14 protein-coding genes are annotated in these 20,027 nt (G+C 71.1%); 2 read left to right on the top strand and 12 right to left on the bottom strand.

Annotated elements, in window-relative coordinates:
* Positions 1–84: 84 nt before the first annotated feature.
* The 6 genes from serA to ABZ027_RS24160 all read right to left on the bottom strand — a co-directional run bounded on the left by serA (position 85) and on the right by ABZ027_RS24160 (position 10,098).
* Positions 85–1,674 (bottom strand): phosphoglycerate dehydrogenase, encoded by a 1,590-nt coding sequence (gene serA / locus ABZ027_RS24185; protein ID WP_356771655.1) that lies wholly within the window; start codon positions 1,672–1,674, stop codon positions 85–87.
* 203 nt (positions 1,675–1,877) lie between these two features.
* Positions 1,878–2,879, bottom strand: a complete 1,002-nt coding sequence (ilvC, locus tag ABZ027_RS24180) for a ketol-acid reductoisomerase (protein ID WP_356771653.1) — start codon at positions 2,877–2,879, stop codon at positions 1,878–1,880.
* A gap of 120 nt (positions 2,880–2,999) precedes the next feature.
* Entirely contained in the window at positions 3,000–3,527 is a 528-nt protein-coding gene (gene ilvN, locus ABZ027_RS24175) for an acetolactate synthase small subunit (protein WP_356771651.1), read from the bottom strand.
* A 20-nt stretch (positions 3,528–3,547) separates the two neighbouring features.
* Positions 3,548–5,404 (bottom strand): acetolactate synthase large subunit, encoded by a 1,857-nt coding sequence (locus tag ABZ027_RS24170; RefSeq protein ID WP_356771648.1) that lies wholly within the window; start codon positions 5,402–5,404, stop codon positions 3,548–3,550.
* A gap of 237 nt (positions 5,405–5,641) precedes the next feature.
* On the bottom strand, positions 5,642–8,647 hold the full coding sequence (locus ABZ027_RS24165; protein WP_356771646.1) for an EAL domain-containing protein: 3,006 nt from the start codon (positions 8,645–8,647) through the stop codon (positions 5,642–5,644).
* 497 nt (positions 8,648–9,144) lie between these two features.
* Positions 9,145–10,098 carry a 2-hydroxyacid dehydrogenase gene (locus ABZ027_RS24160; protein WP_356771644.1) on the bottom strand — a complete coding sequence of 318 codons (954 nt, stop codon included), beginning with the start codon at positions 10,096–10,098 and terminating at the stop codon, positions 9,145–9,147.
* 75 nt (positions 10,099–10,173) lie between these two features.
* Here ABZ027_RS24160 and ABZ027_RS24155 point away from each other — a divergent pair, with 75 nt between their 5' ends.
* Entirely contained in the window at positions 10,174–11,172 is a 999-nt protein-coding gene (locus ABZ027_RS24155) for an aldo/keto reductase (protein WP_356771642.1), read from the top strand.
* A gap of 118 nt (positions 11,173–11,290) precedes the next feature.
* Positions 11,291–12,463: a PQQ-dependent sugar dehydrogenase gene (locus ABZ027_RS24150; protein WP_356771640.1), complete on the top strand. Its 1,173-nt coding sequence runs from the start codon at positions 11,291–11,293 to the stop codon at positions 12,461–12,463.
* Positions 12,464–12,484: 21 nt separating this feature from the next.
* Here the strand turns inward: ABZ027_RS24150 and ABZ027_RS24145 are convergent, their stop codons facing one another.
* From ABZ027_RS24145 to ABZ027_RS24120, 6 genes are all read right to left on the bottom strand, one after another.
* Positions 12,485–12,673 carry a DUF6191 domain-containing protein gene (locus ABZ027_RS24145; protein ID WP_356771638.1) on the bottom strand — a complete coding sequence of 63 codons (189 nt, stop codon included), beginning with the start codon at positions 12,671–12,673 and terminating at the stop codon, positions 12,485–12,487.
* Between the two features lie 33 nt (positions 12,674–12,706).
* On the bottom strand, positions 12,707–15,820 hold the full coding sequence (locus tag ABZ027_RS24140; RefSeq protein ID WP_356771661.1) for an AAA family ATPase: 3,114 nt from the start codon (positions 15,818–15,820) through the stop codon (positions 12,707–12,709).
* Positions 15,821–16,065: 245 nt separating this feature from the next.
* Positions 16,066–16,251 carry a hypothetical protein gene (locus ABZ027_RS24135; RefSeq protein ID WP_356771636.1) on the bottom strand — a complete coding sequence of 62 codons (186 nt, stop codon included), beginning with the start codon at positions 16,249–16,251 and terminating at the stop codon, positions 16,066–16,068.
* A gap of 196 nt (positions 16,252–16,447) precedes the next feature.
* Positions 16,448–17,041, bottom strand: a complete 594-nt coding sequence (locus ABZ027_RS24130; RefSeq protein ID WP_356771634.1) for a hypothetical protein — start codon at positions 17,039–17,041, stop codon at positions 16,448–16,450.
* Between the two features lie 35 nt (positions 17,042–17,076).
* On the bottom strand, positions 17,077–17,652 hold the full coding sequence (locus ABZ027_RS24125; RefSeq protein WP_356771632.1) for a GNAT family protein: 576 nt from the start codon (positions 17,650–17,652) through the stop codon (positions 17,077–17,079).
* Positions 17,630–19,873 carry an MMPL family transporter gene (locus ABZ027_RS24120; protein WP_356771630.1) on the bottom strand — a complete coding sequence of 748 codons (2,244 nt, stop codon included), beginning with the start codon at positions 19,871–19,873 and terminating at the stop codon, positions 17,630–17,632. Before ABZ027_RS24120 ends, ABZ027_RS24125 begins: the two co-directional genes overlap by 23 nt.
* Positions 19,874–20,027 lie beyond the last annotated feature (154 nt).

Raw genomic sequence — 20,027 nt, 5'->3', positions numbered from 1 at the left:
CATCTGCCGATGTAGGCGCTGCCCTGGTTGGCGTCGACGACCTCCAGTACGCCCTCGTGCCAGCGGGCCACGGCGACAAACCCCTCAGACGAGATTCACCGCACGCGCGGACGTCGCCCCGATCTCCTCCGCGACCTCCGCCAGCACACCGGCGGGCACCGCGTCGTCGACGGTCAGCACCGCAAGCGCCTCGCCACCGGCCGTCGACCGGGCGACCTGCATACCGGCGATGTTGATCCCGCCCTCGCCGAAGATCTTGCCGACCGTGCCGACGACACCGGGCCGGTCCTCGTAGCTCAGCACCACCATGTGGTCGGCGAGCGCGAGGTCGACGTCGTAGTCACCGACCGCGACGATCTTCTGCAGGTGCTTCGGGCCGGCCAGCGTGCCGGAGACCGACACCTCCTCGCCGTTGCCGAGCGTGCCGCGCACGGTGACGACGTTGCGGTGGTCGTTCGACTCCGAGCTGGTGGTCAGCCGAACCTCGACGCCGCGCTCCTGCGCGAACAGCGGGGCGTTCACGTACGACACCGTCTCGTCGACGACGTCCTCGAAGACACCCTTGAGGGCGGACAGCTCCAGCACCTTCACGTCGTGCTGGGTGATCTCGCCGTACACCTCGACGTCGAGGCGGACCGCGACCTCGCCCGCGAGCGCGGTGAAGATGCGGCCGAGGCGCTCGGCGAGCGGCAGGCCGGGCTTGACGTCCTCGGCGATGACACCGCCCTGGACGTTCACCGCGTCCGGGACCAGCTCACCGGCGAGGGCGAGCCGTACCGACCTGGCGACGGCGATGCCGGCCTTCTCCTGCGCCTCGTCGGTCGACGCGCCGAGGTGCGGGGTGCACACCACCTGGTCGAGCTCGAAGAGCGGGGAGTCCGTGCAGGGCTCCTTGGCGTACACGTCGAGACCGGCACCGGCGACCCGGCCCTCCTTGAGGGCGGAGTACAGCGCCTCCTCGTCGACGATGCCGCCACGCGCGGCGTTGACGATCCGCACCGACGGCTTGACCTTGTGCAGCGCCTCGTCACCGATGAGCCCCAGGGTCTCGGGGGTCTTCGGCAGGTGCACGGTGATGAAGTCGGCGACCTCGAGCAGCTCGTCGAGGGAGAGGACCTTCACGCCCATCTGCGCGGCCCGGGCAGGCTGGACGTAGGGGTCGTACGCGACGACCTTCATGCCGAAGGCGGACATGCGCTGGGCGACGAGGGCACCGATACGGCCGAGGCCGACCACGCCCAGGGTCTTCTCCGCGAGCTCCACACCGGTGTACTTGCTGCGCTTCCACTCGCCGTTCTTCAGCGCGGTGTTGGCCTGCGGAATGTGGCGCGCGGTGGCGAGCAGCAGACCGCAGGCCAGCTCGGCGGCGGTCACGATGTTGGAGGTGGGGGCGTTGACGACCATCACGCCGGCCTTGGTGGCGGCGGAGACGTCGACGTTGTCCAGGCCGACGCCGGCTCGTGCGACGACCTTCAGCTTGTTCGCGGCGGCGACGGCCTCCGCGTCGACCTTGGTGGCCGAACGGATCAGGATCGCGTCGACATCAGCGATGGCGGGCAGCAGCTCGGCCCGGTCGGCGCCGTTGCAGTGCCGGATGTCGAAGTCCGGACCGAGCGCGTCGACAGTCGCGGGCGACAGCTCTTCAGCGATGAGTACGACAGGTTTCGAGCTCACGTGAGTCCTCACAAGTCCATTGCGTGCGGACGGCCGTCCCGACGGCCGCAGGCGGTGGAGGGTGCTAGCCGCGTGGAAGACGCACGACGCTGTGGGCCTGACGCGTATGTAGTACGGCAGTGTAGTGGCGGGGCGGGGGCCGTCTCACGCCGCCCGAGAAAGGATCACTCGGACGAGAAAAGGCGGCCCCGCCTCACCCAGTGTTACGCCTCTTCGTCGTTCACCCAGCTCATGAGCTTGCGCAGCTCCTTGCCGGTGGTCTCCAGCAGGTGCTCGGAGTCCTGGGTCTTGTACTCGTTGTACTTCTTCAGACCGCCGTGGTACTCGTCCATCCAGGCCTGGGCGAAGGTGCCGTCCTGGATCTCGGCGAGGACCTTCTTCATCTCGGCCTTGGTGGCGTCGGTGATGATCCGGGGGCCGGTGACGTAGTCGCCCCACTCGGCGGTCTCGGAGATCGACCAGCGCATCTTCTCCAGGCCGCCCTCGTACATGAGGTCGACGATCAGCTTCAGCTCGTGCAGGCACTCGAAGTAGGCGATCTCCGGCTGGTAGCCCGCCTCGGTCAGGGTCTCGAAGCCGGCCTTGACCAGAGCCGCGGTGCCACCGCACAGGACGGCCTGCTCACCGAACAGGTCGGTCTCGGTCTCCTCGGTGAAGGTCGTCTTGATGACGCCGGCGCGGGTGCCGCCGATGCCCTTTGCGTAGGACAGGGCCAGCGCGAAGGCGCTGCCGGTGGCGTCCTGCTCGACGGCCGCGATGCAGGGAACGCCGCGCCCCTCCTCGTACTGGCGACGGACCAGGTGACCCGGGCCCTTCGGGGCGACCATGCAGACGTCGACGCCGGCCGGGGGCTTGATGAAGCCGAAGCGGATGTTCAGGCCGTGACCGAAGAACAGCGCGTCGCCGTCCTTCAGGTTGTCCTTGATGTGCTCCTCGTAGACCTGGCCCTGGATCGGGTCCGGGACGAGGATCATGATGACGTCGGCCTCGGCGGCGGCCTCCGAAGGGCTCACCACGCGCAGGCCCTGCTCCTCGGCCTTCGCCTTGGACTTGGAGCCCTCGTGCAGGCCGACACGCACGTCGACACCCGAGTCACGGAGCGACAGCGCGTGGGCGTGGCCCTGGCTGCCGTAACCGATGACCGCGACCTTGCGGCCCTGGATGATGGACAGGTCGGCGTCGGCGTCGTAGAACAGCTCGGCCACTTTGGGTTCTCTCCTTGGTGTGCAGGTGTTGCGTCCCACCGTATGACGGAGGGCGGAAGGGAAGTTTCGGGGTCTCGGTATACGGGCGGCCGACGAAACCGACCGCCCGTCTCCGATGTCTTACGCCGACCGGTCCAGGGCGCGCAGCGACCGGTCCGTGATCGAACGGGCCCCGCGTCCGATCGCAATGGTGCCGGACTGCACTAGTTCCTTGATGCCGTACGGCTCGAGCATCTTCAGCATGGCTTCCAGCTTGTCGCTGGAGCCGGTGGCCTCGATGGTGACGGCCTCCGGGGAGACGTCCACGGTCTTGGCTCGGAAGAGGTGGACGATCTCGACGATCTGGGAGCGCGTCTCGTTGTCGGCGCGCACCTTCACCAGAACGAGTTCACGCTGGACGGCCGAGCCGGGCTCCAGCTCGACGATCTTGAGCACGTTGACGAGCTTGTTGAGCTGCTTCGTCACCTGCTCAAGCGGCAGCTCGTCGACGACGCTCACCACGATGGTGATGCGGGAGATGTCGGGGTGCTCGGTGACACCGACGGCGAGCGAGTCGATGTTGAAGCCGCGACGGGAGAACAGGGCGGCGATCCGGGCCAGGATGCCCGGGGTGTTCTCCACCAGGACGGAGAGCGTGTGCTTGGACATGTCTCTTGGGTCTCTCTCGCTCAGTCGTCTTCGTTGTCGCCGAAGTCGGGGCGGACGTCCCGGGCGGCCATGATCTCGTCGTTGGAGGTGCCGGCGGCGACCATCGGCCACACCATCGCGTCCTCGTGGACGATGAAGTCCACGACGACCGGGCGGTCGTTGATCGAGTTCGCCTCTTCGATGGCCTTGTCGAGGTCGTCCGGCGACTCGCAGCGGATCGCGTAGCAGCCCATGGCCTCCGACAGCTTCACGAAGTCGGGGACCCGGGTGCCCGCGCTGGGCTGCTTGCCGTCCGCCCCCGGGCCGCTGTGCAGCACGGTGTTGGAGTAGCGCTGGTTGTAGAAGAGGGTCTGCCACTGGCGAACCATCCCGAGGGCGCCGTTGTTGATGATGGCGACCTTGATCGGGATGTTGTTCAGGGCGCAGGTGGTGAGCTCCTGATTGGTCATCTGGAAGCAGCCGTCGCCGTCGATCGCCCAGACGGTCTGTCCGGGCGCGCCGGCCTTGGCACCCATCGCGGCCGGGACCGCGTAGCCCATCGTTCCCGCGCCGCCGGAGTTCAGCCAGGTCGCCGGGTTCTCGTACTGGACGTAGTGGGCGGCCCACATCTGGTGCTGACCGACGCCCGCGGCGAAGATCGTGCCGTCCGGGGCGAGTTGGCCGATGCGCTCGATGACCTGCTGCGGGGAGAGGGACCCGTCCGCCGGCTGGTCGTAGCCCAGGGGATAGTTCTCGCGCCACCGGTTGAGGTCCTTCCACCAGGCGCTGTAGTCGCCCCGGTGGCCCTCGCTGTGCTCCTTCTGCACGGCCTGGACCAGGTCCGCGATCACCTCGCGGGCGTCACCGACGATCGGCACGTCCGCGGCACGGTTCTTGCCGATCTCGGCCGGGTCGATGTCGGCGTGGACGATCCTGGCGTGCGGGGCGAAGCTGTCCAGCTTGCCGGTGACGCGGTCGTCGAAGCGGGCTCCGAGGGCGACGATCAGGTCGGCCTTCTGCAGCGCGGTGACGGCGGTGACCGCACCGTGCATGCCCGGCATTCCCACGTGCAGCTCGTGACTGTCGGGGAATGCGCCGAGCGCCATCAGGGTGGTGGTGACGGGCGCTCCGGTGAGTTCGGCGAGGACCTTCAGCTCGGCGGTGGCCTTGGCCTTCAGGACGCCGCCGCCGACGTACAGGACGGGCCGCTGCGCGGCGGTGATCAGCTTGGCGGCCTCGCGGATCTGCTTGGCGTGCGGCTTGGTCACCGGGCGGTAGCCGGGCAGGTCCATGACCGGGGGCCAGGAGAAGGTCGTCTGCGCCTGGAGGGCGTCCTTGGCGATGTCGACCAGGACCGGGCCGGGCCGGCCGGTGGCGGCGATGTGGAACGCCTGCGCGATCACCCGGGGGATGTCCTCGGCCTTGGTGACCAGGAAGTTGTGCTTGGTGATCGGCATCGTGATGCCGACGATGTCCGCCTCCTGGAAGGCGTCCGTGCCGATCGCCTTGGAGGCCACCTGGCCGGTGATCGCCACGAGCGGCACCGAGTCCATGTGGGCGTCCGCGATCGGCGTCACCAGGTTGGTCGCGCCGGGGCCGGAGGTCGCCATGCAGACGCCCACCTTGCCGGTGGCCTGCGCGTAACCGGTGGCCGCGTGCCCCGCGCCCTGCTCGTGGCGGACCAGGACGTGACGCACCCGGGTGGAGTCCATCAGGGGGTCGTACGCGGGAAGGATCGCACCGCCGGGAATGCCGAATACCGTGTCGGCCCCGACCTCCTCGAGAGAGCGGATGAGGGACTGCGCACCCGTGACGTGCTCGGGTGCGGACTGCTGTCCTCCGGAACGGGGCCGCGGCTGCGGGTGATGGGCCCCGTTGGCCTGCTCGGTCATCGGCATTCTCTTCTCGATGCTGAGGGTTTTTGCGAAGTTTGTGCGATTTTCGGCTGCTGCACGGAAGGCGCCTGTGCAACAAAAAACCCCTCGTGCCATAAGGCAAGCGAGGGGAGCGCGCCGGGTGGGGTCGCTGGGAGTTCCGGGTCCGTCCGGAGGTCACCAGCGTCAGCCGACGCGCTTTCCAAGTACGAGAATTCGGGTGCGCATGGCACTGACCCTCCCCCCGGCACGCACCCACTGTCAAGTGGGTGGGACAGGAGTCTCATTATGTGAGCGGAGGACCGTACCGCTGCCGAGCACCGCCGTCACGCCTTGGGTGTACACCCCCGCACCGCCGCCCGCGAACGCGGGCTCGGCCGGGCCGTGCGGCACCGGGCAGTGGCCGGAACTCAGCGCCCGGCGCAGCCGGTGCTCGTCCAGCGGACCCGAGAACGCCTTGCCCTGCCCGTGGGTGCAGCCCATCGCGCGCAGCGCCACGACCTGCTCCGGCAGGTCCACGCCGTCCGCCACGGACTGCAGCCCGAGATCCCCGGCGATCCGCAGCAGCCCACTGGTGATCTTGTGCAGCCGCGCGGACTCGACGACACCCTCGACCAGACCGCGGTCCAGCCTGAGCACGTCGACGGGGAGTCGCCGAAGGGCGGTGATGGCCGCGTATCCGCTTCCGAAACCGTCCAGGGCGATCCGGACCCCGAGCCTGCGCAACGCACTCAGCCGGCGCTCCAGCTCGTCCAGACAGACCCGGGGGTCGATGTCGGACAGCTCGATCACCAGGGACCCGGACGGCAGCGCGTGCCGGGTCAGCAGGGCCTCCGTCGAGCCGGGCGGCATCGAGCGGTCCAGCAGCCGGCGCGCGCTCATTCGTACCGCCACCGGCACGGACAGCCCGGCAGCCGCTCGCTCGGCCGCCTGCTCGACGGCCTCCTCCAGCATCCAGCGCCCCAGTTCGGCGGTCTTGTCGCTGTCCTCGGCCACCCGCAGGAACTCGGCGGGCGTGAACAGCACGCCTTGGGAGGAACGCCAGCGCGCCTGGGCGGAGACCGATGTGATCCGGCCGTCCTGAAGGCACACCACCGGCTGGTGCAGCAGCGTGAACTCGCCGTCGTGCAGCGCCGCCCGCAGACGCGTGGCCAGCTCCGCCTTCCGTACGACGTCCTGCTGCATCTGTGGGGCGTACAGCTCGACTCGGCCCTTGCCGCCCGCCTTGGCGCGGTACATCGCGAGGTCCGCGTTGCGCAGCAGTTCGCCCGCGCCGAGGCCGGGTTCGGCGAAGGCCACGCCGATGGAGGCGTTCACCCGGACATCGTTGCCGTCGATGAAGAACGGTTGCGCGAGCTTGGTGCGGAGGCGGTCGGCGAGCTCCAGGATGTGACCTTCGCGGGCGGAGCGGTCACGGGTTCCGTCACCGACGATCAGGGCCGCGAACTCGTCGCCGCCGAGCCTGGACGCGGTGTCCCCGTGCCGGACGGCGTCCTGGAGCCTGCGGGCGGCCTGGACCAGCAGCTCGTCGCCGGCCTGGTGCCCGATCGTGTCGTTGACGGCCTTGAAGCCGTCCAGGTCGATGAAGAGGACGGCCGTGCCGCGCAGCGCGGCCCCCCGGTCCGAGGAGCGGCGGCCGGACACGGCCTGCTGGACGCGTCGGGTGAACAGGGCACGGTTGGGCAGGTCGGTCAGCGGGTCGTGCTCGGCGTTGTGCTGGAGCTGCGCCTGCAGTCGGACCCTCTCGGTCACGTCCCGGCTGTTGAAGATGAGGCCGCCCTGGTGACGGTTGACCGTGGACTCGACGTTGAGCCAGCCCCCCTCACCGGACCGGAAACGGCATTCGATGCGGGTGGTGGGTTCCTCCAAGGGGCTGGCGGCAAGGAAGCGGCGCACCTCGTGCACCACGCAGCCCAGATCCTCCGGGTGGATGAGTCCGGCCAGTTCCGTGCCGACGAGCTCCTCGGCCGGCCGCCCGTACACCCCGGCGGCGGCCGGGGAGACGTAGCGCAGGATGCCGTTGGGTGCGGCGATCATGATGACGTCGCTGGAGCCCTGCACCAGGGAGCGGAAGTGGTTCTCCTGCTGCGCCAGTTCCTGGGTGAGGGTGATGTTGTCGAGCAGCATGATGCCCTGGCGCACCACGAGGGCGAGCACCACCGTGCCGCCGGTGAGCAGCACCACGCGGTCGACGCTGCGGCCGTTGAGGACGTTGTAGAGGATCCCCAGGGTGCAGACGGCGGCGGCGAGGTAGGGCGTGAGGGCGGCCAGGGAGCCGGCGATGGGCCGGGCGGTCGGGTACCGGCTGTGGTCGGCTCCCTGCGCGGCCGGGTGGTGGTGCGGGCCGGGACGGTGTCCGGGCAGGTGTTCGCGCACCACTCGGGTACCCCCGGCCGGGGCCACCCGGTCGGCGTCGGCTCCGGACCCCGACGCGGCCCAGGGGGCGTACGCGAGGAGCAGCGAGCCGGCGAACCAGCCCGCGTCGAGCAGCTGGCCGGAGCGGTAGGTGTGATGCAGCAGGGGCGAGGTGAACAGCGCGTCGCACATCACGGTCAGGGCGAGCGCCCCGATCGCGGTGTTGACCGCCGTACGGTTCACCGACGAGCGCCTGAAGTGCAGGGCGAGCACCATGCTGACCAGGGCGATGTCCAGCAGCGGATAGGCGAGCGAGAGCGCGGCGTGCGACACGCTCGATCCCTCGGACCTGGCCGCCTGCGCGAGGGCGAGGCTCCAGGACAGCGTGAGCAGGGAGCCGCCGATCAGCCAGGCGTCCAGGCCGAGGCAGACCCAACCGGCCTTGGTGGCCGGCCGCTTGGCGAGCACCAGCAGGCCCACGATGGCGGGCGGCGCGAAGCACAGGAAGAACAGGTCGGCGTAGCTGGGGCTGGGCACCTCGACACCGAGGACGACCTCGTACCACCCCCAGACCAGGTTGCCCAGGGCCGCCATCGTCGAGGAGAGGGCGAACAGCAGCCACGCGCATCGAAAGCGGACCCGGTGGCTGCGGGCGTAGAGGAAGCAGGAGACGGCCCCGGCGCCCGCGGCGGCGCTCAGCCCGAAGTCACCCATGATCAGGGCGGCCTCGCGCGAGCCCCAGCCGAGCGCGGAACCGAGGGCGTATCCCGCGCACACCAGGGCCAGGAGGAGTTGGCGGGCCGCGCTCGATCCGCCGCGGCAAACCGGAGGACGGGTCGGTGACGCCCCGGGCACGCGCCGGACCTGCGGCGCCGAGTCGAGGGTGGTCGTGGAAGACAGGGGCGAGCTCACCGGGCCCTCCCGATCCGCGCCGCCCAGGGGCCCCTCGGGTCCCGGTGCGCTGGGTGCGCGTGCCTGTCGCGGCTGCTGTGCCCGCGGTGGTGGCCGCGATGACGATCGCTGTGATGGAGATGGCCGTGGCGGCGGTGGCTGTGGGGTCCGGCGTGGCCGTCGTGACGGCTGCCGTGGTGACCGCGTGCTGCCCTGTTCCAGGGTCGTCGCCGGCGGCCCCGCCGCGTCGGATCGTTCGTCCATAGGCCGTGCATCGCCCGTCGCCCCCCTCACAGTCTGCAATCCATCCCCGGCGCCGAACGGTGCACGGCGCAGCCCCTGTCGGGACGATACACCAGTCTCGTCACTCAGGGACATAGTTCCTCTACGCTCCGTGACGACCAGCGGGGATGCGGGTACCCACCGCGTCCGGAAGATTGCGGAGGGTACCGGAACCGGACTGTGCGCCTGTCGCGCCCGTCGCGCGGATCGCGCGCCTGGGGCTCGGGCCGTGGGCGTCAGGCGCCGGTCGCGCCCGTCGTGAGGATCACGTTGCGCAGCGGCTCCCGGTTCACGAACCGGTTCAACTGGTCCACCAGGAGCCGCTTGGCGCGGGGCAGGAACGCCGACGTGGGCCCCCCGACATGGGGGCTGATGAGCACGCCGGGCGCGTGCCACAGGGGGTGGCCCGGGGGCAGCGGCTCGGGGTCGGTGACGTCGAGGGCGGCGGTGAGGCGCCCGCTGTCCAGTTCGGCGAGCAGTGCCTTGGTGTCGACGACGGGGCCGCGGGCCACGTTGACCAGCAGCGCGCCGTCCTTCATACGGGCCAGGAAGCCGGCGTCCACCAGGTGGCGGGTGGTCTCGCTGAGCGGTGTGGAAAGGATCACGACGTCCGCCTCCGGCAACAGGGAGGGGAGGTCGGTGAGTGGGTGCACGGGTCCGCGCGCCGTGGTGCGCTGGGAGCGCGCGACGCGCGCCACACGCGCTACCTCGAACGGAACGAGCCGGTCCTCGATCGCCGATCCGATCGAGCCGTATCCCACGATGAGGACGTTCCGGTCCGCCAGCGCGGGCCGGAACCCGCCGCGCCACTCCCCCAGGTCCTGGGCGCGGACGAAGCCCGGTACGCCGCGCAGCGAGGCGAGGGTCAGCGTGAGCGCGAGTTCGGCCGTGCTCGCCTCGTGCACCCCGCGGGCATTGCACAACCGCACGCCGGGGCGCAGGTGTTTGAGGCCCGGCTCGACGGCGTCGGTACCGGCCGACAAGGTCTGCACGACCTGCACGGAACTCAGGCGCGGGACGGGCCGCAGGACGACCTCGGCGGGCTTCATGTAGGGGACCACGTAGTACACGCAGTCGGCGGGGTCGGCGGGAAAGTCCTCCTCGCCGTTCCAGAAGCGGTAGTTCAGGCTCTCGGGGAGTCCTTCGATCTCGTCCGGCGGGACGGGGAGCCACACGTCAGCAGCAGTCATGCTCAGGAGGCTATGTCAGGGACGCGGCAGCGCAGAGGTTAGGTTGGAGGCCAGGAGAGGGAGGGTCACGAGCAGGTGGAGCGCAGGACGATCGGCGCGGCGGCGCTCGCGGTGGGAGCCGTCGGACTCGGGTGCATGCCGATGAGCTGGGCGTACAGCGGGTCACGGCAGCGCGGCGAGGAGTCGATCAGGGCCGTGCACCGGGCGCTGGACCTGGGCTCGACGCTCCTGGACACGGCCGACATGTACGGCCCGTTCACCAACGAGCTGCTGATCGGACGGGCGCTGAAGGAACGGCGCCAGGACGCCTTCGTGTCGACCAAGGTCGGTCTGCTGGTGGGCGAGCAGCACATCGTGGCCAACGGCCGCCCGGGTTATGTGAGACGGGCCTGCGACGCCTCCCTGCGCCGACTGCAGACCGACGTCATAGACCTCTACCAGCTGCACCGGGCGGACCCCGAGGTTCCGGTCGAGGAGACCTGGGGTGCGATGGCTGACCTCGTCCGGGCCGGAAAGGTGCGGGCGTTGGGTCTGTGCGCGGTGGGTGCGCGCGAGGGCCGCCGGTCCGGAGTCGGTCTGCACGACGCGACGCTGCGGCAGCTGCGGAGAGTGCAGCAGGTCTTCCCGGTGAGCGCGGTGCAGGCGGAGCTGTCGGTGTGGTCGCCGGAGGCGACGCGGTCGCTGCTGCCGTGGTGCGAGGCCCGCGGCATCGGTTTCCTGGCCGCGATGCCGCTCGGCAACGGCTTCCTGACCGGCACGCTCACTCCCGGTGAGGGCTTCGAACGGGACGACGTGCGGGCCCGCCATCCCCGTTTCACCGCCGAGATGATGGCCGCGAACCAGCCGATCGTGGCCGGCCTGCGCCGGGTGGCCCGCCGCCACGGCCCGGACGTCACCCCGGCCCAGGTGGCTCTGGCCTGGGTCCTGACCCAGGCCAGACATGTGGTCCCGGTGCCCGGCGCCAAGCAGGAGCGCTGGGTGACGGACAACGCACGGGCGGCGACCCTGCGGCTGACGGCACAGGACCTGGCGGAGGTGGCGGGGCTGCCACGGGCGCAGGGATCCTGGGACTAGGAGGTCCGCGAAATTGCGCCTGCTCCGCGTCGCCCGGCACCTCCGGGGAACCCACGAGACGCGAGCGGGGTTTGACAAGGAGAAGCTGGAGCGAGACCGCCGTCGAAGGGACCACATCGTGCAACATCGAGCTGGGTCGGCCGTGTTGGCCGCAGCCGCTCTCCTGCTGACGGCCGGATGCTCGTCCGACGACGGAGGCGACGGAGGACCGTCGGCAGGCGCCGACAGCGCCCCTCCGAGCAGTACGGCCTCGGAGGCGTCGCCCTCCCGGGGTCCCGCGGAGACAGCGCCGCCGGCCAAGGGGTCGGTGAAGGTGGTCCGTACCGTCACGGAAGGCCTCGACACCCCCTGGGGCCTGGCCCGGCTCCCGGACGGCGACCTGCTCGTCTCGTCCCGCGACGAGGGCACGATCACCCGGGTCGACGGGCAGTCGGGCAAGAAGACCGGTCTCGGCGAGGTGCCGGGAGTCTCCCCGGCGGGCGAGGGCGGCCTGCTGGGCATCGCGATCTCCCCGGACTACGCCTCGGACCACATGGTCTACGCCTACTTCACCTCGGCCTCGGACAACCGCGTCGTCCGCATGCTGTACGACGAGAAGAAGCCGTCCGGCGAGCAACTGGGCGCGCCGGACACGATCTTCAAGGGCATCCCCAAGGGCGTGATCCACAACGGCGGCCGGATCGCCTTCGGCCCGGACCGGATGCTGTACGCGGGCACCGGCGAAAGCGGGGACACCGGTCTGTCCCAGGACACCAAGTCCCTGGGCGGCAAGATCCTCAGGATGACACCGGAGGGCGAACCGGCGCCGGGCAACCCCTTCCCGGACTCCCCCGTGTACTCGTACGGTCACCGCAATGTGCAGGGGCTCGCCTGGGATTCCAAGCAGCGCCTGTTCGCCTCCGAGTTCGGTCAGGACACCTGGGACGAACTGAACGCGATCAAGCCCGGCGGGAACTACGGCTGGCCGGACGCGGAGGGCAGGTCGGACAGCTCCGAGTTCCAGAACCCGGTGTCCCAGTGGCGCACGGACGACGCCTCCCCCAGCGGCATCGCCTACGCCGAGGGTTCCGTCTGGATGGCGGGTCTGAAGGGCCAGCGTCTGTGGCGCGTTCCCCTCAAGGGCACGGCGGCCTCGGCCGACCCGCGGGCCTTCCTCCAGGGCGAGTACGGCCGGCTGCGCACGGTGGTCGCGGCGGGCGGCGACAAGCTGTGGCTGGTGACCAGCAACACGGACGGCCGCGGAGACCCGAAGGACGGCGACGACCGGATCCTTGAGATACAGGTCAGCTGAGGCCTGCCCCGGCCCGGGCGCTCAGTCCTGCGCGGAGGGATCCTCGTCCGGCTTCGGCGGCCGTACGAGGACCTTCCCGGAGGTGAGGTCTATCGGCCCGCGCCCGGGATCGCCGTCCCCGACGTCCTCCCGGGTGAGTTCCAGCCGGTTCTGCTCGTCGTGGGTGTGCTTGCGGCCGGGTGCGAACAGTTCCTCGAACATGTTGAACACGGCGCCTCCCGCCAGTCTCTTGCAGCGTACGCCTCAGCCGGAGGTCGGCACCTGGGACATGTCGGCCGCGAACAGTCCCAGCCGGTGCGCCACCGCCGCCGCCTCGCCCCGGCCCGCGACGCCGAGCTTTCCCAGGATGTTCGAGACGTGGACGCTGGCCGTCTTCGGGGAGATGAACAGCGCCTCGGCTATCTGGCGGTTGGTGCGGCCGGCCGAGACCAGGCGCAGGACGTCGCGTTCCCGGCCGGTGAGGCCGAGGGCGCGGGCCGGGTCGTGCGGGGTGCCGGTGTCGGCCCCGCCGTCGGTGGCGGTCCGGCCGCCGTTGAGGGAGCGGGGGCCGGTGAGGGTGAGGCGGGCGCGCTGGGCCAGGCGGGCGGTGGATTCGGCGAGGGGACGCGCGCCGAGGTGTTCGGCGGTGGCGTGGGTCAGGCGCAGCAGTTCCGTGGCGCGGTCGCGGTCGTCGCCGCTGTCCCCCGACAGCAGCAGGGCCTCGGCCAGGCGGTGCCGGACGCGGGCGAGATCGTAGGGGCGCTCCAGGGCTTCGAAGGCGGTGACGACGTCCGCCCAGGTGTCCGCGCACGCGCTGTCCTCGGCTCGCAGCAGTTCGGCGCGGACCCAGCGTTCGTAGGCCTGCCACACCGGGACATGGGTGGCCAGGGGCTTGGCCGTGGCACGGATGCGTTCGAGGATCTCGGTGCGGCCGGGGGCGACGGCGGGCAGGTCGCGCGCGTCGGCTTCCGCGGCGGCCGAGGTGAGCAGCAGCCGCCAGACGTAGCGCTGGGTGCCGGGCGGGAAGCCGGCGTCCAGGGCGTGCGCGAGTTCGGCGCGGGCGTCGAGGAGGCGGCCCTCGGCCGCGGCGATGCCGATCGCGATGCGCACGAGGGGCAGTTCGTGCTGGGGTGCGCGGTCGTGGGTCCCGAAGTGGCCGCGGGCGGCGGTCAGATGGCTCGCGGCGGCGGCCAGGTCCCCGCGGTCGAGGGCGAGTTCGGCGCGGAGGGTGGCGTGGAAGCCGCGGGGCTTGGCGCTCTGGCCGACGTGTTCGGCCTTGGTGCCCGCTTCGGCGGCCTGGTCCCAGCGGCCCAGGGAGTAGAAGGTCTCGGCGAGGTTGCCCCAGATCCAGGCCTCGGTGTCCAGCAGGCCGAACTTCCGGGCGTGGGCGAGCCCCTCCTCGAGGATCGGCACGGCCTCCTTGGAGCGGCCGACGGCTTCGAGGGTGGAGGGCATGTTCACATAGGCACGGCCGGCGATGGCGGAGATGCCGTACTCGACGGTTCGGTCCTTGACCTCGGACATCTCGGCGAGCCCCGCCGCCACGTCACCGGCCTCGACCATGAGGCCGCCGAGCGTGAGGCGGGCGTTCATCTCGGTGTCGCGGACGCCGAGCATCCGCGCGTACTCCACGGCGCGTTCGGCAGCCGTGAAGGCGTCGGGGCCGGGGGCGTGCACCGCCAACCAGTTGGCCACGCCGGCGAGGACCTCGGCGTGCACCTGCGAAGGGGGCAGACCGCGTACGAGGTCCTGGGCGGTGCCCAGTTCGGCCCAGCCGTCGCCGCGGGACTGCGCCTGGACGAGGCGGGAGCGCTGGGTCCAGAACCAGGCGGCGCGCAGCGGGTCGTCCTCGTCGTCCAGCAGGCGCAGCGCCCGCTTGATGATCTTCAGGGTGCGTTCGCGTTCCCCGCACAGCCGTCCGGCGACGGCGGCCTCGGCCATCAGGTCGAGGTAGCGCAGCGGTGTGGTCGCGGGGTCGCAGCCGCTGGGGGTCCCCCCACGCCGTTCAGGCAGTGGGGGAGGATAGACCTCGGTGTAGTCGACGGGTCGCAGCCGTGCGCGGACGTCCTCGGGGGAGGTGTCCCACAGTTCCATCGCGCGTTCCAGCAGCCCCAGTTGTTCGGAGTAGGCGTGCCGGCGGCGGGCGGTGACGGAGGCGTCCAGGACCGCGGGCAGGGCCTTGGCCGCGTCGTGCGCGTGGTACCAGTAGCTGGCCAGGCGCATCACACGCTCGCCGGCCGGGACGAGCGTGGGGTCGGCCTCCAGGGCCTCGGCGTAGCGGCGGTTGAGGCGGGAGCGTTCGCCGGGCAGCAGGTCGTCGCTGACGGCCTCGCGGACCAGCGAGTGGCGGAAGCGGTAGCCGTCGCCGCTGGGCGCGGCGAGCAGGATGTTGGCGCCCACGGCGGCCCGCAGGGCCTCGATGAGGTCGTCCTCGGTGAGCCGGGCGACGGCGGCAAGAAGCCGGTACTCGACGGTGGAGCCGCCCTCGGCGACGATCCGGGCGACCCGCTGGGCGCTCTCGGGCAGCCCCTCGACGCGCACCAGGAGCAGGTCGCGCAGGGAGTCGGTGAGGCCGGTGCGGCTTCCCTCGTGGGCGGCGACGGCGAGTTCCTCGACGAAGAAGGCGTTGCCGTCGGAGCGTTCGAAGATGTCGTCGACCTGGTCCGGGTCGGGTTCGGAGGCGAGGATGCCGGCGATCTGGCGTCCGACCTCGGTGCGGTTGAAGCGGCCGAGTTCGATGCGGCGTACGGTGCGCAGCCGGTCGAGTTCGGCGAGCAGGGGACGCAGGGGGTGGCGGCGGTGGATGTCGTCGGCGCGGTAGGTGGCGAGGACGACGAGGCGGCCGGTGCGCAGGGTGCGGAAGAGGTAGGCGAGGAGGTGGCGGGTGGAGGCGTCGGCCCAGTGCAGGTCCTCCAGGGCGACCACGACCGTGCGGTCGGCGGCGACGCGTTCCAGCAGCCGGGCGGTGAGTTCGAAGAGGCGGGCCATGCCCTCCTCGTCGTGCCGTCCGGGGCCCGTCTCGCCGAGTTCGGGCAGCAGCCTGGCCAGTTCCTCCTCCTGGCCGGCGGCCGCGGCGGCGAGTTCGTCGGGCAGTTCCCGGCGCAGGGCGCGCAGCGCGGTGGAGAAGGGGGCGAACGGCAGTCCGTCGGCGCCGATCTCGACGCAGCCACCGAGTGCGACGACGGCACCCCGGCAGCAGGCAGCGGTGGCGAACTCCTCGACGAGGCGGGTCTTGCCGACCCCGGCCTCGCCGCCGAGCAGTAACGCCTGCGGCTCGCCCGCGGCGGCACGGGCGAGCGCGTCGTTCAACGTGTCCAGTTCATCGGTGCGGCCGACGAACACGGGACTGACGGACCTGGTCTCCACGGTGCCGAGCATCGCACGTGGGTCTGATGCCGCGGCACCTGTTTTCGACAGGTCCGTCAGTGCGGCACCCGCTGTGGCCGGATAGGGCGGCGCGGCACGTCCCGCCGCCAGGCCCGTCGGCGCGGCACGCGCTGCCGCCGGATCGGTCGGCCGGGCCGCACCCGTCTCGGCGATGTCCCACCCCGGCAGCACCTCGACGTCCCCGGCGCGTACGGGGACGGGCGGCGTCGTACGTCCGCCCGTCCCCGCCCGGGCGCTCACGCGGTGCGGGCGAACCTGTGCCGACGTGGGTGGCCGGTATGGGGATCGTTCTCGGCGGCGCGTAGGGCCGCTTCGCGGCGGGCGGCGCGGTTGCCGAGGACGGCCCGGCGGGCCAGGCGCTCCTGCTCGGCCCGGTGGATCAGTTCGGCGGAACGCAGTTGCTGGAGCTCGTACTCATACATGGTGTGTCCCCCAGGGAGGTCGGTTTCGGCTTCGCTCGGTGCGATGCCTCAACCTTCGTCTCCCAGGGGGGTGCGCCACATCGGGAGAGTTCCGCATCTTCGGCGAGGGACGGGGCCTTAGACGTGCGGGAGGGGCCTCAGGGAGCTCCGTAAGGTACTCACGGATTCCCTAAGGCCCCTCAGGAGCTGCGGTGACTCAGCCGGCCGACGGCAGTCCGAGCAGGATGTCGGTGTACTTGAGGACGGCCAGGAGCAGGCCGATGACGCCGAGCGCGACACCGCCCCAGGAGACCGACTTGATCCACGCCGCCTGCGGCCTGCCGGGGGCGCCGAACGCCGGACGGGCCAGCACCACGACACCGACGACCAGCGCGAGCAGCGCGAAGACGCCGCCCCACAGCGCGGCGGCGTGCCAGGCGTCGCCGTACACCTTGATCTGAGCGGCGACGCTCGCGGTCTGCGACATGTGCAGCTGACCGTCGAGCGTCTCGCGGGCGGAGGCGACCGTGGAGATCCAGCCACCGGTCAGCGACACGACCCCGAGCGCGGCGGAGACGACGGCGCCCGCGCCCTGGCCGACTCCGGTGGGACCCTCGCTAGCTGCCCTGGCCTCGGTGGCGCCCTCGGCGACGTCCGTGTCCGTGTCGTCGGCCGTGGTGTCCTCGGCGGCCTCGGCGCCGGTCGCGGACTCGGTCACCGCGTCGGTCTTGGTGACGTGCACCTTCTCCTCGTCGATCGTGGTCTCGGCGCCCGTCTTGGCGCCGGTCTCGTCAGCTGTCTTGGTTCCCATGGTGCGCACCGTACGGATCCCGTATGAGAAGTTCCTTAATGATCGCTGTGCGGGCCTCGCGCCCGTGCCGCGCGCCACTCGGGAGCGAGGATGGACCACACCTCGAGGTCCAGCCGTACCCCGTGGTGCGGGTAGCTCGCCCGCCGAACGCCTTCCCTGGACATGCCCAGGCGCCGGGCCACGTTCAGGCTGGGCTGGTTGTCCACGGCGGCGATCCACTCGACCCGGTGCATGCCGCGCCGCTCGATCGCGAAGTCGAGGAGCACCCGCATCGCCCGGGTGACCAGGCCGTGTCCGGTGCCGGCGGGTTCCAGCCAGCAGCCGACCTCGCAGTTGCCGTTCTCCGCGTCGAAGTTCAGGAAGAGCACCCCGCCGACGAGCTTCCCCTCCAGCCACAGCCCGTGCAGGGACGCGGTGTCGGCGGCGCGCAGGTCGGCGTACCGCTGGAGCATGTCGCGGGCGCCGTCCAGGTCCGTGGCCTTCTCGCCGAACGGAATGAACCGGTTGATGAACTCGCGTCCCCGGTCGAGGTGCGCCAGGAACTCCTCGGCGTTCCAGGGCTCCAGTGGGCGCAGTTCGGCTCCGTCGTCACCCAGGGATATCGCGTACATCCCGCTGCCGCTCCTTCGCCAGTACGTCCGCCACCGCGGCGTCCGTCGAAGCGGCCAGCCTCTCATGGGCGGCGCGGCACTCGGGCGGCTCGATGCTGATGCGCGGCATACGGCTCTCCAGCCAGCGCGGCAGCCACCAGTTGGCGCCGCCGAGCAGATGCATCAGGGCGGGCACCAGAAGCGTGCGCAGCACGAAGGCGTCGAGGGCGACGGCGGCGGCGAGCGCGATGCCGAACATGGCGATCACCCGGTCGCCGCTGAGTACGAAGGCGAGGAAGACGGAGATCATGATGACCGCGGCGGAGTTGATCACCCGGCTGGTCTCGGCGAGGCCGACGCGGACGGCCCGCCGGTTGTCACCGGTCTCCAGCCACTCCTCGTACATCCGGCTGACCAGGAACACCTGGTAGTCCATGGAGAGGCCGAAGAGTACCGAGACCATGATCACGGGCAGGAAGGGCTCGATCGGGCCCGCGCGCCCCAGCCCCAGCAGTTCGCTCCCCCAGCCCCACTGGAAGATCGCGACGACGACACCGAAGGCGGCGGCGACCGCGGCCACGTTCATCGCGGCGGCCTTGAGCGGGATACCGACGGACCGGAAGGCGAACAGGAGCAGCAGACAGCCCAGCCCGATGACGACACCGACGAACAGGGGCAGCTTGCCGACGATGACGTGGGCGAAGTCGTCGTAGCCGGCCGTCACCCCGCCGACCTGCACGTCGAGGGAGGTGCCGGTCTCGGCGCGGGGGAGCACCTCGGTGCGCAGCCGGTCGACGAGGTCACTGGTGCTCTTCGACTGCGGGGAGGACTCCGGGATGACGGTGAGGTACCCGGTGTCGCCGCCGGTGTCGTAGGTCACCGGCGTCACCGACGCGACGCCCTCGGTGCCGCGCAGGGTGGCGTCGAGGTTGTCCAGGGCGAGCTTGTCCTCGGCCCCGTTGACACGTGTGACCAGGGTGAGGGGCCCGTTCACGCCGGGTCCGAAGCCTTCCGCGAGGAGGTCGTAGGCCTGTCGGGTGGTCGATGCCCGTGGATCGTTTCCCTGGTCGGAGGTGCCCAGGTGGAGGGAGAAGGTGGGCAGCGCGAGGAGGGTGATGACACCCAGGGCGAGTCCGCCGAGCAGTCGGGGACGGCGCTGGACGAACGCCGACCAGCGGGCGGCGAACCCGGTCGGCAGCTCGGGTTGCGGCCCGTGCTCCGCGAGGTGGCGCCGCTCGCGCCGGCTGAGGGCGCGCGGACCGATCAGGGACAGCAGGGCGGGCAGCAGGGTCACGGAGGCCGCGACGGTCAGGACGACGGTCAGCGAGGCGGCTATCGCGACGCCATTGAGGAAGCCGAGCCGGAGGATCAGCATCCCCAGCAGCGCGATGCAAACGGTGGCGCCCGCGAACACGACCGCCCGTCCCGTGGTGGCGACCGCGTTGGTGACCGCCTCGGTGACGGACAGTCCCCGTTTCAGGCCGCGCCGGTGTCTGGTGACGATGAACAGCGCGTAGTCGATGCCGACGCCGAGCCCGATCAGCATGCCGAGCATGGGCGCGAAGTCGGCGACGGTCATGACGTGTCCGAGCAGCACGATCCCGGCGTACGCGGCGCCGACGCTCACCAGCGCGGTGGCGATGGGCAGCAGGGACGCGGCGAGCGAGCCGAAGGCGAGGAACAGCACCACCGCGGCGACGACCACGCCGACCACCTCGGCGAGGTGCCCGCCGGACGACTCGGTGAGCGCGATCGCGCTGCCGCCGAGCTCCACCCGCAGCCCGCCGGACTCGGCGTCCTCGGCCGCCCGGACCACGGCCCGCGCCTCGGACACGTCGATGTGCTCGGCCGGTTCCTCGAAGGTGACCGTGGCGTACGCCGTGTGCCCGTCCGCGCTGATCCGGCCGCCGCCCTGTGCGTCGTAGGGGCCGGACACGGCGGCGACGCCGGGCACCGCCTCGATCCGGTCGAGGGCACGCGTCATGGTCTTTTCGACATCGGTGGCGCGGACGGTGCCGGACGTGGTGTGCCAGACGACGGTGTCGTTGTCACCGCCGAGGTCCGGGAAGCCGTCCCGAAGCAGCTGGGTGGCGCGGCCCGACTCGGTGCCGGGGACCTGGTAGTCGTTCGAGTAGGCGGAGCCGGTGATCGCGGCGGCCGTGCCGACCGAGCCGAGAGCGAGGAGCCACAGCAGGACGACGACCAGACGTCGTCGGACACACCAGCGTGCGAGGGCTGCCACGAACGTGCTCCCAGGGGACCGTATGGATCTTTGACCGGGAAAAGACGTCCATGACACGTGATGAAGTGAACGGCCCGCAAAGAACGCATGAGCAATGTGACGACCACTGTCGCAGCCGAAAGAGATCGTTTACGGAGTTCGTGCGTTTATTCAC

Origin of the sequence: Streptomyces sp. NPDC006332, assembly GCF_040612855.1 — a bacterium.
Lineage (GTDB): Bacteria > Actinomycetota > Actinomycetes > Streptomycetales > Streptomycetaceae > Streptomyces.
This window is presented reverse-complemented; position numbering and strand designations above follow the sequence as displayed.